The sequence below is a fragment of the Acinetobacter sp. SwsAc2 genome (genome assembly GCF_013391465.1).
GTDB lineage: Bacteria > Pseudomonadota > Gammaproteobacteria > Pseudomonadales > Moraxellaceae > Acinetobacter > Acinetobacter johnsonii.
Genome location: NZ_JACBEZ010000004.1, coordinates 32,691 through 46,041 on the forward strand (window position 1 = coordinate 32,691; position 13,351 = coordinate 46,041).

13 protein-coding genes are annotated in these 13,351 nt (G+C 42.5%); 2 read left to right on the plus strand and 11 right to left on the minus strand.

Features of this window, described 5'->3' with window-relative positions; translation table 11 throughout:
- Positions 1-148: 148 nt before the first annotated feature.
- The 3 genes from betA to betI form a co-directional block, all read right to left on the minus strand.
- Positions 149-1,813, minus strand: coding sequence for a choline dehydrogenase (gene betA, locus HYI04_RS03085; RefSeq protein WP_010326964.1), 1,665 nt, complete (start codon positions 1,811-1,813; stop codon positions 149-151).
- Positions 1,814-1,933: 120 nt separating this feature from the next.
- Positions 1,934-3,406 (minus strand): betaine-aldehyde dehydrogenase, encoded by a 1,473-nt coding sequence (gene betB, locus HYI04_RS03090; protein ID WP_005401061.1) that lies wholly within the window; start codon positions 3,404-3,406, stop codon positions 1,934-1,936.
- The gene (betI, locus tag HYI04_RS03095; protein ID WP_005401062.1) at positions 3,399-4,025 is read right to left on the minus strand and encodes a transcriptional regulator BetI; all 627 of its coding nucleotides are present in this window, start codon (positions 4,023-4,025) and stop codon (positions 3,399-3,401) included. Before betI ends, betB begins: the two co-directional genes overlap by 8 nt.
- Positions 4,026-4,571: 546 nt before the next feature.
- Between betI and HYI04_RS03100 the strand changes: the two genes are divergently transcribed.
- Both HYI04_RS03100 and HYI04_RS03105 read left to right on the plus strand, forming a co-directional pair.
- Positions 4,572-6,632, plus strand: coding sequence for a choline transporter (locus HYI04_RS03100; RefSeq protein WP_005401063.1), 2,061 nt, complete (start codon positions 4,572-4,574; stop codon positions 6,630-6,632).
- Positions 6,633-6,644: 12 nt separating this feature from the next.
- Positions 6,645-7,259: a MarC family protein gene (locus HYI04_RS03105; RefSeq protein WP_004981851.1), complete on the plus strand. Its 615-nt coding sequence runs from the start codon at positions 6,645-6,647 to the stop codon at positions 7,257-7,259.
- Positions 7,260-7,313: 54 nt separating this feature from the next.
- Here the strand turns inward: HYI04_RS03105 and HYI04_RS03110 are convergent, their stop codons facing one another.
- The 8 genes from HYI04_RS03110 to HYI04_RS03145 all read right to left on the minus strand — a co-directional run bounded on the left by HYI04_RS03110 (position 7,314) and on the right by HYI04_RS03145 (position 13,325).
- Positions 7,314-7,616 (minus strand): cyd operon YbgE family protein, encoded by a 303-nt coding sequence (locus HYI04_RS03110; RefSeq protein ID WP_004696655.1) that lies wholly within the window; start codon positions 7,614-7,616, stop codon positions 7,314-7,316.
- Positions 7,617-7,619: 3 nt separating this feature from the next.
- A complete protein-coding gene (gene cydX / locus HYI04_RS03115) occupies positions 7,620-7,721 on the minus strand; it encodes a cytochrome bd-I oxidase subunit CydX (protein WP_002120988.1) in 102 nt (33 codons plus the stop codon).
- Positions 7,722-7,745: 24 nt separating this feature from the next.
- Positions 7,746-8,891, minus strand: coding sequence for a cytochrome d ubiquinol oxidase subunit II (gene cydB, locus HYI04_RS03120; protein WP_004981849.1), 1,146 nt, complete (start codon positions 8,889-8,891; stop codon positions 7,746-7,748).
- Complete coding sequence (locus tag HYI04_RS03125) at positions 8,888-10,468, minus strand: cytochrome ubiquinol oxidase subunit I (RefSeq protein ID WP_010326963.1); 1,581 nt, start codon at positions 10,466-10,468, stop codon at positions 8,888-8,890. The genes cydB and HYI04_RS03125 overlap by 4 nt, the downstream gene beginning before the upstream one ends.
- Positions 10,468-10,659, minus strand: coding sequence for a cytochrome oxidase putative small subunit CydP (gene cydP, locus HYI04_RS03130; protein WP_004696660.1), 192 nt, complete (start codon positions 10,657-10,659; stop codon positions 10,468-10,470). Before cydP ends, HYI04_RS03125 begins: the two co-directional genes overlap by 1 nt.
- A 699-nt stretch (positions 10,660-11,358) precedes the next feature.
- Positions 11,359-11,976 carry an OB-fold-containig protein gene (locus HYI04_RS03135; RefSeq protein ID WP_010326962.1) on the minus strand — a complete coding sequence of 206 codons (618 nt, stop codon included), beginning with the start codon at positions 11,974-11,976 and terminating at the stop codon, positions 11,359-11,361.
- Positions 11,977-11,994: 18 nt separating this feature from the next.
- The gene (locus HYI04_RS03140) at positions 11,995-12,306 is read right to left on the minus strand and encodes a Rieske (2Fe-2S) protein (RefSeq protein WP_010326961.1); all 312 of its coding nucleotides are present in this window, start codon (positions 12,304-12,306) and stop codon (positions 11,995-11,997) included.
- Between the two features lie 14 nt (positions 12,307-12,320).
- Positions 12,321-13,325, minus strand: coding sequence for an adenosine kinase (locus tag HYI04_RS03145; protein WP_010326960.1), 1,005 nt, complete (start codon positions 13,323-13,325; stop codon positions 12,321-12,323).
- Between the last annotated feature and the right edge of the window lie 26 nt (positions 13,326-13,351).

Below are 13,351 nucleotides of genomic sequence, written 5' to 3' on the forward strand. Positions count from 1 at the left end.
TCTTAAACGTTTAAATGTCTAAGTTGAGTCGTAATATTAGTTTAAAAATCAAGCAATTTGTGATTATGTTGTTTTAGAAAATATGAATAATTGCCTGACCTAATTATTCTAAAGTTGAATAAAAGGTCAGGTTTTACACCATTAAGAGTTATGCGATTTCGGCGCGGTAAAATGGAGCAGTTGAACGTGGTAAAGCTTGATGACCACGTATTTGATCCGCGATTTTCTCAGCCATCATAATGGTGGTTGCATTTAAGTTACCTGTGATAATCAGCGGCATAATCGATGCATCAACAACACGTAAATTTTGCATGCCATGCACACGACCTTGTCCATCGACTACTGCCATATCATCTTCGCCCATTTTACAACTACAGGATGGATGATAAGCAGTTTCAGCGTGATTCCGCACAAATTCATCTAATTCAGCATCGGTACTCACATCTTTTCCAGGGCTGATTTCTTCGCCTCGATAAGGATCAAGTGCAGGTTGGTTCATAATTTCACGAGTAATCCGGATAGCGTCACGAAATTCCTGCCAGTCTTGTTCGGTCGACATGTAGTTAAATAAAATACTTGGATGGTCGAAAGGGTTTTTAGATGTCACCTGTACTCGACCGCGTGAAGGTGAGCGCATCGAACCGACATGGGCTTGGAAGCCATGCTCTTTGACGGCATTACTGCCATTATAGTTAATTGCAACAGGCAAGAAGTGGTATTGAATATTTGGCCAAGCAAACTCTTTGGAGGATCGAATAAAGCCACCTGCTTCAAACTGGTTGCTTGCTCCAATCCCTATTCCGTTAAACAACCACTCTGCACCAATTGCAGGTTGGTTTTGCCATTTTAAAGCAGGGTAGAGAGAAACAGGTTGCTTACACTTATATTGTAAGTACATTTCTAAATGGTCTTGCAGGTTTTCACCGACACCCGGTAAGTCATGCACGACTGGAATGTCGAGAGATTGAAGTAAGGTGCTTGAACCCACACCCGAACGTTGCAAAATTTGCGGTGATGCAATCGCTCCAGCACAGAGTAGGACTTCTTTATTGGCATAGACCTGAAGCAAGTTGTTTTGATTAGCACCTTGAATATATTCAACACCAATCGCTTGTTTGCCATTGAACAAAATTTGATTGGTCATGGCATGGGTGATAATGGTTAGATTCGCTCGACCTTTGGCCATATCTAAATAGCCACGTGCTGTGCTTGAGCGTCGACCTTTGGGGGTCACGGTTCGATCCATTGGGCCGAAACCTTCTTGTTGATAACCATTTAAATCATCAGTGCGTGGATAGCCTGCTTGCACACCTGCTTCAACCATGGCATGGAATAAAACATTATTGTCTGCTTTAGGCGTGGCGACAGAAACAGGGCCAGCATCGCCATGATAGTCATTGCCACCAATATCACGGGTTTCAGCTTTTTTGTAGTAAGGCAGACAGTCCGCATAACTCCAATCTTCAAGACCTTTAAGGGTTGCCCACTGTTCTAAATCCATGGCATTTCCACGGATATAACACATGCCATTAATGAGGGACGAACCGCCTAAGCCTTTGCCGCGACCACATTCCATACGACGGTTGTTCATGTGGGGTTCTGGGTCGGTTAAATACGCCCAGTTATAACGACGGCCTTGTAAGGGATAGGCCAAAGCCGCAGGCATTTGGGTGCGAAAGTCGAGTCGATAATCAGGTCCACCCGCTTCGAGTAAGAGCACTGAAACATCTGGGTCTTCGGTTAAGCGAGCAGCCAGTACATTACCCGCAGAACCTGCGCCAATAATAATATAATCGTAGTGTTGAGAATGCATAATGATCCTTTTTCTATGGCAGGGCCACGTTGCATGAGAACGTGGCCACATGTTGAGTTGAGGATGAAAAAAAGAATAAATAAAAAGGAAGTAAGGATTTAGATAATTAAAATTCAGACTTTAAAAAATACTTTGGTATTCGCTCAGTTCAACTTGAACCGATTTGATACGGGTATAGTGTTCAAGTGTGGTGATGCCATTTTCACGTCCGACTCCTGACTGTTTATAACCCCCTACAGGCATTTCAGCAGGGGATTCGCCCCATGTATTGATCCAGCAAATACCTGCCTCAAGCTGATGAATAATGCGATGCGCTTGGGAAATATCTTGTGTTACCACACCCGCAGCTAAACCATAACTGGTGTTGTTGGCACGTTGAATAGCTTCTTCAATACTGTCATAGCTTAAAATGCTCATGACCGGACCAAAGATTTCATCTTGCACAATGTGCATGTCGTCATGACAGTCGGTGAACACGGTCGGTAATACATATGCGCCCTGAGCAAGCGCTGCTTCAGTGGCACGTTGTCCACCAGTCAGTAAGGTCGCACCTTGTTGTTTGCCCGACTCAATATAAGACAAGACTTTTTCCATATGGGGAAAGCTGACTAAAGGTCCAAAGTTGGTTTCAGCCTGCATCGGGTCACCTATGCGGATACGTTTTACACGCTCAATCACTGCTTGTTCAAATGCAGCCTTGAGGGTTTGTGGTACAAACACACGGGTGCCATTGGTACATACTTGACCTGAGCTAAAGAAGTTTGCCATCACCGCAATATCGGCTGCGCGGTCAAGGTTGGCGTCGGCACAAATAATCAGAGGTGATTTGCCACCGAGCTCCATGGTGACTTCTTTGAGACTGGAAGCTGCAGCACTGGCCATGACCTTTTTACCCGTTGCCACACCACCTGTGAACGAAATTTTTTGGATATCTGGGTGTTCAGTCAACCATTGACCCACGTCAGCACCAAAACCCTGTACCACGTTGAAAACCCCAGCAGGTACGCCTGCTTCAGTATAGATCTCTGCTAACTTTAAGGCAGTAAGAGGGGTCACTTCGCTCGGTTTAAAAATCATGGCATTCCCAGCAGCAAGGGCCGGAGCTGATTTCCAAAGTGCTATTTGGATTGGATAATTCCAAGCACCAATGCCTGCCACCACACCTAAGGGTTCACGGCGTGTGTAGAAAAAACTACTTTCACGTAGCGGCACTTGTTCACCTTGAATGGCCGTTGCAAGTCCTGCGTAGTACTCTAAAACGTCTGCACCAGTGACAATATCGACGGTAGAGGTTTCACTGAACGCTTTACCTGTATCGAGTGTTTCTAGGCGTGCTAATTCGTCATTACGAGCGCGTAAAATATCGACTGCACGACGTAAAATACGGGCACGTTCGACCGCTGTTTTGGCAGCCCATTCACGCTGCCCTTGTACAGCACTTTGCACGGCTGCATCGACATCAGCTTTAGAGGCTTGCTGAATAGTGGCAATGACCTGACCTGTGGCAGGATTAATACTGTCAAAGGTTTGACCACTGGTGGCATTGAAATATTGTCCGTGAATATAAAGCGAGTGAAGCTGTACATCATTCATTTTGTTGTTCCTGCCGTATCTGTTGAATTAAGCGAAGTTGCATATCGACATAGTCGTATGCAATAGAACGTGCCAAATCACGATCAAATGCTTGATGACCACTTAAACTTCCACGTAACCATAAGCCATCAATCAGTGCTGCTAGCCCTTTAGCGGCTTGGCTTGCTTGGGCCTTTGGCATGAGCTGCAAGAAATGAAACTTCAAATTTGAATAAAGACGTTGGTCATTGATTCGTTGCAGTCGACCTAAGTCGGGTAGGTGCATACTGGCAGACCAGAAATCGAGCCAAACCCGCATAGCAGTGTTGTTGACCTGACTGATGTCAAAGTTGGCATCAATAATGGCTTTGAGCGAATGTTCTGGACTGGGCTGCACCACCTTTGCCTTATAGCTTGCTGTGGTCTCGGCTAAGACATTGAGCATTTGACGCATGCAACTGTGAATAAGGCCTTGTTTATCACCAAAATAATGACTCACAATGCCCGTAGAAAGCTGTGCTTTTTTCGCAATTTGAGCAATGGTGGTGTTGGATAAGCCCACTTCATAAATGACTGCATAGGCAGCATTAATGATTTCTTCACGGCGCTCATGCTCAGGTTTTACTCTACGTTTATTCATGACAATCCAGAACAATTTGCCTTAAATTTAAAGGCGTTAGATTCAATAACTTACATGGAAAGCATCATAGCATTTTTTTATGATACTTTTTATTGATTGAACGTTCAATCAATAAAAAGTACACTTATGGTTAAATTCAAAGCAAAATACTGCTAAATTGCTTTGAGTATTCGACATAACTTTTTATTTATCAAAAGGATGTGCCATAAGGGTTTAATTGCAGAACATCATTCAGAAAAGTGAGCTGATGAGCTATAGGCTTACGGTTTTATACTTTTTTTGAGTTGAGAAAACTCTTATAGTCATGTTGAAGGGAGATATGTGTAGGATTCCTATCAAAATATCGATGAACAAGGGTGGCTCACATTTTAAGCCTGTGTAGCAAATGCACCTCATAAATGATTTAAACCTTCAGGTTTAAAGAAGATAGCGTTTTTATTTCTGATAAAAGTACTGTCGTTTTCGTTAGTCGATTTTTAAGCTCTCGACCACGAGAAGTTTAAAAATTGGCTTTTGTCTTTTTTTATTTACTTTCTTGAGGATTGTATGGCAACAGATAATCCAAGAGCAGTTGATGATCAAACATTAGCGCCTAAAGACCGTTTAAATGGTGTGGTCTTTTATATTTCAGCTCTCATTATTTTAATTTTTTCTATTACCACCATTTTGTTTAATGACTTTGCTAATCGGACCTTAAATACAGTCTTGGCGTGGGTGAGTTCAACTTTTAGTTGGTATTACTTACTCGCAGCGACTTTGTACATGGTCTTTGTCATTTTTATTGCCTGTTCTCGCTATGGCAACATCAAATTAGGCCCCAAACATTCCAAGCCAGAATTTAGCCTTTTAAGTTGGTCTGCAATGTTGTTCTCAGCTGGGATCGGCATCGATTTGATGTTTTTCTCGGTAGCGGAACCTTTATCCCACTATATGCATCCACCCGTGGGTGAGGGGCAGACCCTAGAGGCTGCACGTCAAGGCATGGTGTGGACCCTGTTTCACTATGGTCTAACGGGATGGTGTATGTATGCCTTGATTGGCATGGCATTGGGGTATTTTAGTTATCGCTATAACTTACCACTGACCATTCGCTCTGCTTTATATCCGATCTTTGGGAATAAGATTCATGGGCCGATTGGTCATAGTGTTGATACCGCAGCGGTCATCGGGACGATTTTTGGTATTGCGACAACCTGCGGGATTGGGGTAGTACAGCTGAACTATGGCTTACATGTGTTGTTCGATTTACCTGAAAACCTCTGGATGCAAACCGCATTAATTGTGGTTGCGGTGGTAATGACCATTATTTCAGTGACTTCAGGGGTGAATAAGGGACTGCGAGTTCTCTCTGAGATCAATATTTATGTTTCTGTTGGGTTGATGCTGTTTATTTTGTTTTTAGGCAATACCGAATTTTTACTGAATGCTTTTGTGCAAAATATTGGGGACTACATTAACCGTTTTCCAAGTATGACTTTGGAAAGTTTTGCCTTTCAACAACCCAAAGAATGGATGAACAGTTGGACATTGTTCTTTTGGGCATGGTGGGTGGCTTGGTCACCATTTGTAGGTTTGTTTTTAGCACGGATTTCACGTGGTCGAACCATTCGTGAGTTTGTTAGCGGAACGCTCATTATTCCTTTATTTTTCACACTCACGTGGTTATCAATATTTGGAAATAGTGCACTACATAGTGTGATTTTTGATGGTAATTTAGCCCTCGCACAGAGTGTCATTGCCAACCCAGCACATGGTTTTTATGACTTGCTGGCACAGTATCCGTGGTTTCCGTTTATTGCAGGTGTAGCCACAATTACTGGCTTACTGTTTTATGTGACCTCGGCGGACTCTGGTGCACTGGTATTGGGTAATTTCACCACTCAATTTACCAATGTCGATCATGATGCACCGCGATGGTTGAGTGTATTCTGGGCCATAGCGATTGGTTTATTGACCCTTGCAATGTTGATGGCTAACGGGATTACGGCACTACAAAATGCCACGATTATTATGGGGTTGCCGTTTAGTTTTGTGATGTTCTTGGTGATGGCAGGTTTGTATAAATCACTGCGGTTAGAAGACTACCGACAAGCCAGTAGCAGTTTAAATGCCGCACCCGTGGTGGGCAATGTCGACATCCTCAACTGGAAAAAACGTTTGTCCCGAGTCATGCACCATCCAGGAACAACTGATACTCGGCGTATGCTCGATGACATCTGCCGACCTGCGGTAATGGCCGTTGCAGAGGAAATGCAAAAACGAGGTATCGACATCAGTGTTCAAGAGAGTGCACTAGAAGAAGACCCAAATCTATATCATTTAGATTTGATGATACATTTGGAAGAAGAACAAAACTTTGTCTATCAAATTTGGCCAGTGCGTTATATCGCGCCGACCTTTAGTGAGCGTGGCAAACTGGGTAAACGGTTCTACTACCGTCTTGAAACCTATTTGTATGAAGGTTCTCAAGGCAACGACCTTGTTGGTTATACCAAAGAGCAAGTGATTAATGATGTGCTGGATCGTTATGAACGTCACATGACCTTCTTACATATCAATCGAATCAGTCCAGGGAATCGTCCCTTATTTCCAGACCCTCAAGGATAATTAGGAGGAACCATGTTGACCTCATATTTACATGCTTTTGCTTTGTTTTTCTCATTGCTGAATCCGTTTTTAATGAGTATTTACATGATTGGCATGATTCGGAACTCCGAAGCTAAAGTGTTTAATAAGGCCTTGATTCAGGGCTGTCTCATTGCTTTTATAGTATTTATGCTGTTCGCATGGGGTGGGGAAGCGATTTTTAGTAAATATTTAAATGTACGCTTTGAAGCCTTTCAAATATTTGGTGGTCTGATCTTCTTGGTGATTGGTTATCGCTACGTGTTTCAGGGAGCAGATACCATTGGTGAAATGCGTGGTGCGCCTGAGCATTTGGCAGGAACCATTGCGATGCCTTTTATGATTGGTCCAGGAACCATCAGTGCTGCTGTGGTGACAGGTATGGCACTGCCAATCAGTGGTGCGGCCATGATTATTTTCCTGACTTTGGCGTTGACCTGTGGCTTGATGATTTTAATGAAATTTGCGCATGACCATTTGCGTTACAAGCATGCCAAATATATTGACCGTTATGTTGATATTGTCGGGCGACTGTCGGCCTTACTGATTGGGACTATTGCGGTAGATATGATTATTAATGGGATTATTGGTGTCATGGCTGAAATGTAGAATCCAAGAAAAACGAACTATAAAAAAGCCCTCAGTCAATGAGGGCTTTTTTATTTAACTGAAGAACCAGGTGTAATAACCCCAGATCATCAGTGGCCACGATAGAAACGGGCTAAACAGCCATTTCCAAATCCAGTGGCGTGGCACGAAGCCAACACCGTGGATAAAGCCACCTGAGATACCAATCATGATATACATCAGTGCACTGTGGCTATAGTGACCATTGTCATCCAACATAGCAGCAGGATGCACTAACAACACCGCTGCAAGTGGAAAGGCCAATAGGCAGGAAATTAGCATCGCAAATTTGTTCGGCTTTTTATCTACAGTTTGGTTTTCCATAGCAACGTCTGTCATGGTTTATTCCTCATCAAGGTCTTGATGATGTTCGATATACAAAGCACTGAGTACACCTGCAAAGCAAGCCATCAAAATGCCGAGAATCCATGCAAAATACCACATAATTTGATCTCCTTAGACACAGCCTTAGTAAAGGCTGTGTGAATTCTCTTTAATGTGTGTGTTGGTAATAACACCCCACATTTTGTAGTAACACCAAGTGGTATAGCACAAAATGAGTGGGACAAAGATACATGCTGCAACTGTCATTACAGTTAACGTCGTTTTACTTGAAACTGCATCCCACATGGTCAAGCTTGCAACAGGTTGAATGCTTGATGGCATTAAGAATGGGAACAGCGCAAAACCAGCAGTTAAAATTGCACCCACGACCGCTAAACTCGAACCTAAGAAGCTAAAGCCCGCTTTGTTTTTGCCTGCTGCAAGCACCACAATTAAACCACCTAAGATACCAGCGATAGGCGCAATCATGGTAATTGGGTAAGTCGAGTAGTTGTTCATCCAGCCATGGTTGGCATTGGTCAACACTTCTTTTGCCAATGGGTTAGCAACACCGTTGGTGTCAAATGGAGTGACTAAGGTATAACCTTCGATTCCACCAAAGTACAACCAAGCACCAGCACCTAAGAAACAGATGAGGTAAACAATGCCCATAAGTTTCGTTGCTTGAGCTGAGCGTCTGCGTAAGTCACCATCGGTACGAAGCATGAGCCATGCACCGCCGTGTGCACATAGCATTGATAAGCTAACGAGACCGCAGACTAAAGCAAATGGGTTGAGTAGGGCAAAGAAGCTCCCTGTATAAGTTGAACGGACGGTATCATCTAAGCTAAATGGCACGCCTAAGAACATGTTCCCAAACGCCACACCGAAGACCAGTGCAGGCACAGCACCACCCACGGCTAAACCCCAGTCCCATGACGTACGCCATTTGGTATTTTGCAGTTTAGAGCGGTAGTCAAAACCTACAGGTCGTAAGAATAGGGCAAACAGTACCAACAGTAGCGCCCAATACATGCCTGAGAATGCTGTTGCATAAACCATTGGCCATGCGGCAAACAATGCACCGCCAGCAGTAATGAACCAAACTTGGTTACCGTCCCAGTGCGGAGCGATAGTGTTGATGGCCGCACGGCGTTCTTCATCTGTTTTGCCCACAAATGGCATGATCGCCATAGAGCCCATATCGAAGCCATCGGTGAGAGCAAAGCCAATCAGCAAGACACCGACTAAAACCCACCAAATGATTTTGAGTAATTCATATTCGATCATGCTTGAGTCTCCTCATTACGAGCTGCTTCAAATTTTTCAAAATGGTATTTACCAGTGTGAAGCGAACTTGGACCAAGACGTGAGAATTTGATCATTAAATACATTTCAATAATCAAAAGAACGGTATAGAACGCAGCTAAAGCAGCGATAGAACCCCACACATCACCTGTGCTTAAGCTCGATGCTGACAAGTGTGTAGGTAGAACTTCACCAATCGTCCACGGCTGACGACCTACTTCTGCAACATACCAACCTGTTTGTGCAGCAATCCATGGCAGAGGCAGAGCGAAAAGCGCGAACTTCAGTAACCATGGTTTGTTTTCTGCATTGCGTTTTGCCACAGCAAAGGTTGCTAGAGCAAATAACAACAGCATAAGGAAACCAGATACAACCATGGCACGGAATGCCCAGAATAAGCTTGGCACGTGAGGAATCGTGTCTTTTGCAGCAGATTTGATTTGATCTTCAGATGCATCAACTACATTTGGTGTGTATTTCTTCAGCAGTAAGCCATAACCCAAGTCTTTTTGAGTTTCAGCAAAGGCAGCTTTTAGCTCTGGAGAAGTATCACCTGCGCGTAGTTTTTCCAGTTGTGAGTAAGCCACCATACCGTTACGAATACGATCTTCGTGTTGTACGATCAAATCTTTAATACCAGTCACTTCTTTGTCTAAAGAACGTGTTGCAATAAGACCCATCACATATGGAATTTTCACTGCATAATCTGTAGTCATGGTTTCTTTATTTGGAATACCAAACAAAGTAAAGGGTGCAGGTGCAGGGTGAGTATCCCATTCTGCTTCAATGGCCGCGAGTTTAGTTTTTTGAACATCACCCAGTTCATAACCTGACTCATCGCCCAGTAAAATCACTGAAAGTGTTGAAGCTAAACCAAAAATTGCGGCAATGGCAAATGAACGACGCGCAAACGGAATATCGCGTTTTTTCAGTAAGTAGTAGCTTGAAATAGCAAGGACGAAAATAGCACCTGTCACATAACCCGCAGACACGGTATGTACAAATTTTACCTGTGCAACTGGGTTAAAAATGAGAGCACCAAAATCTACCAGTTCCATGCGCATGGTTTCATAGTTAAAGACAGAACCGACAGGGTTTTGCATCCAACCATTTGCAACCAAAATCCATAAGGCAGACATATTAGAACCGAGTGCAACCAGCCATGTCACACATAAGTGCTGCACTTTGGATAAGCGATCCCATCCAAAGAAGAACAGACCGATGAATGTCGATTCTAAGAAGAATGCCATTAATCCTTCAATGGCTAATGGAGCACCGAAAATATCCCCCACATAGTGTGAGTAATATGCCCAGTTAGTCCCGAACTGGAACTCCATGGTTAAGCCAGTAGTGACCCCTAAAGCGAAGTTAATACCGAAGAGTTTCCCCCAAAACTTGGTCATGTCTTTATAAATTTCTTTACCTGAAATCACATAGGTGGTTTCCATAATGGCAAGAATAAAGGCAAGCCCCAGTGTAAGTGGAACAAAAATAAAGTGATACATCGCGGTCATAGCGAACTGGAACCGCGAAAGATCGACCACGCTTTCAGATATCATCAACGTGTCTCCTTGATTGGGGATGGATTGCCTGCAATACGCTCAGCAACTTGATTGTCAAAATTTTTAGGAATAGTCGGGGCGTCAAACCAGATGTTCTTAATGACCATTAAAATAATCACCTTAATGATTAAAATGGCCACAATCTCTCTGGTGACTTTTTGATTGAGATTTTTGGGGACTAAGCTCATTTCACAAAGCCTATTTTTTAACTTGCTATATATTATTAAACAAAAACATACAAAAGATAAATAGTCTTTAAACTTAAATAAAAAATATATTATTAAGTCTTTTAAATACATGAACTTAAAATAATGATGTGATGAAAAATAAACTAATATTTTTGTATTTTAAAGTTGACCAAATTACTTATGTTTTTATTTAAATACTTGACTAAAATACTTGTATATATTTATTTTAAATCCGACTAAAACGCTTATATTTAACGTTTATCGTTATTTTATTGATAATTCGTCTTAAGAATATAAAAGTGATAGGGCTTTTAAATGATGGATTTTAACGGATATGAATCATGGATGATTTGATCTGTTGCATATACCACAAGGAAATTAGGAATTGAAAATCGAATTCATATTAAAAAGTCTTTTATTGTGTCATATAAGCTTGAAGGCAGAGGCGGGGAGTAAAATTCTCATCCTGAGCTTATTTTGCGCAAATATTTTTAAATTGTAGAAAGCTGGATTGTGAATGAAAGATTGCTATAAAAGATTGAACAAGAAGATGAGGCAAGGGTTCGATTTAAACAACGCGTTGTGAGGCGTTTTTGGAGGTTGACGCTGTATCAAGATCTTGGTAGGTTAGGCATGGCAAAGGATAAACTTGCTCATAAAGGCGTACAGCGTTGAAATGGGATCAGATGGGGTGCTTGTTTAGCGCGTACTTTCACCACTAAAAAGTTGATTGGATTTTGAAATTTTCTTTGCTATGTAATGTGACTTTTTTAGACGAATGAGAATAATTTGTGACTGAAATTCAAGTTCACCAAACTCAGGTTCAACTTGCACATAGTGTAGCTGACCATATTCATCGCGAACGCGAGCTTGAGCCGAAAAACCAGGACGTGCATTCCCGCTGGAGATAGTCGCCAGACGACCCAGTAAGTTGGTTTGTTTTTTATCAGGTCTGGGTTTAATAACTTGATCCAAACAGTGGATCATAAAAACGGTAAAGAAAATTGCAATAATTAGCGCGGGCAAGATCAGATAGTAAGCCGAAGTAAACGCTTGTTCTTTGGCGTAGATGCAGAACTGAAGGAAATAACCTGCAACACTAAAATTAAGTAAGAGAAAAACGACAATCAGCACTTTAGAAAACTTAACGTCCAGCAGTGGAGATTCAGTCAGTTTTTGCGGCGAGAGCCTTTTGAGGAAATGACTTGGGCGGGATTTAAAAAAGTAGCCTAAGGTTTCCACCATGCTGAGTATGACTAAAGTCAATAAGCTGAAATGAAAGAGCATCAAGTCAGGGTGATGTAACAACTCATACATGGTGCACGTCCAATTTCATTATTCTTCTGTGAGATAAATCCCACCGTCAGAATGCACGGTAATCGCTACTTTTTCAAGTGCTTCGCCTTGGCATGGGCCAGAAATGCATTCACCTGTTTCCACCATAAATAGCGCACCATGGGTCGAACATTCAATAAATTCTTGGTCGCGGTCTAAAAACTGGTTTTCCAAAAATTCAAGTTCAACTTGCAAATGTGGGCAAATGTTTTGGTAAGCAAAGAAGGCACCGTCACGTTGGGTGATAAAAATCGTATCCCCTTTAGGTGTTTCAAAAGAACGCGCTTCGCGTTCTGGGATGTCTTCTGTCATGCAAATTTTTTGCATCATGCACATTCCTTTTGCAGTTGTTGGAGCAATTCGGCGTAATCTGCCACAGCTAAACGAGGGCCAAACTGAGACACCACTTCACTTGAAATCAAAATTGCAAGTTGCGCAGCTGTATGTAAGCCTAAGCCTGCATTCACAGCATAGAGGAAGGCACCAGCAAAGGCATCACCTGCACCATTGGCATCGATAGCGTGTACTTTACGACCCGCGACATTAAATGTTTCTTGTGCATTTGAAATAAGTGCACCTTCAGCTGAAAGCGTAATCACCACATGCTGGCTTAGTGTTTTGAGTTTTGCTAAAGCCGCCTCAACTGTTTCAGTTTCGGTGTACATCATGGCTTCTTGTTGGTTACAGAACAATAAGTCCACACCATCTGCAATCATTTCATCTAGACCCTGACGCGCGTATTGCACCATCGCAGGGTCAGATAGGGTTAATGCAATTTTAACACCATGAGCTTTGGCAATTTCACGCGCCTGCTTAACAGCTAAACGTGCGCTATCGCTGGTTGAAAGATAACCTTCGATATAGAGCCATTTCGCTGTTTTTAAGGGTTCAAAGTCAATCTGTTGTTCAGTTAACTCGGCTGTAATACCTAAATAGGTATGCATAGTGCGTTCAGAGTCTTCACTGACTAGAACCATACACGTGCCTGTTACGCCTTCACTGATTGATTTTTCAGTGTTTTTAATGCCTGCTTCGTGCAAACCGTTGAGGTAAGTTTGTCCTAGTTCATCATTGCCCACGCGGCATGCATAAAATGCTGAACCACCCAAGGCACTAAAAGCAACGGTGGTGTTGGCTGCTGAACCACCTGAAGCCTGACCTTTATAGCTTTGTGTTTCTTTTAATTTTTTGTAAAGATCTGCTTGTGTTTCACCATCAGTTAACTGCATAGTGCCTTTTTGCAAATGTTGTTGAATAAGGAAGTCGTCAGAGACTTTAAATTCTTGGTCGATTAGTGCATTACCAATTGCAAAAAGATCAACAGTTGCCATGTCTTTTTTCGTCACGTATTGAAAAT

Coding starts and splice junctions, on each gene's coding strand:
- betA (WP_010326964.1), bottom strand. CDS start 1,813: ATGCATTCTCAACACTACGATTATATTATTATTGGCGCAGGTTCTGCG.
- betB (WP_005401061.1), bottom strand. CDS start 3,406: ATGAATGATGTACAGCTTCACTCGCTTTATATTCACGGACAATATTTC.
- betI (WP_005401062.1), bottom strand. CDS start 4,025: ATGAATAAACGTAGAGTAAAACCTGAGCATGAGCGCCGTGAAGAAATC.
- HYI04_RS03100 (WP_005401063.1), top strand. CDS start 4,572: ATGGCAACAGATAATCCAAGAGCAGTTGATGATCAAACATTAGCGCCT.
- HYI04_RS03105 (WP_004981851.1), top strand. CDS start 6,645: ATGTTGACCTCATATTTACATGCTTTTGCTTTGTTTTTCTCATTGCTG.
- HYI04_RS03110 (WP_004696655.1), bottom strand. CDS start 7,616: ATGACAGACGTTGCTATGGAAAACCAAACTGTAGATAAAAAGCCGAAC.
- cydX (WP_002120988.1), bottom strand. CDS start 7,721: ATGTGGTATTTTGCATGGATTCTCGGCATTTTGATGGCTTGCTTTGCA.
- cydB (WP_004981849.1), bottom strand. CDS start 8,891: ATGATCGAATATGAATTACTCAAAATCATTTGGTGGGTTTTAGTCGGT.
- HYI04_RS03125 (WP_010326963.1), bottom strand. CDS start 10,468: ATGATATCTGAAAGCGTGGTCGATCTTTCGCGGTTCCAGTTCGCTATG.
- cydP (WP_004696660.1), bottom strand. CDS start 10,659: ATGAGCTTAGTCCCCAAAAATCTCAATCAAAAAGTCACCAGAGAGATT.
- HYI04_RS03135 (WP_010326962.1), bottom strand. CDS start 11,976: ATGTATGAGTTGTTACATCACCCTGACTTGATGCTCTTTCATTTCAGC.
- HYI04_RS03140 (WP_010326961.1), bottom strand. CDS start 12,306: ATGACAGAAGACATCCCAGAACGCGAAGCGCGTTCTTTTGAAACACCT.
- HYI04_RS03145 (WP_010326960.1), bottom strand. CDS start 13,325: ATGGCAACTGTTGATCTTTTTGCAATTGGTAATGCACTAATCGACCAA.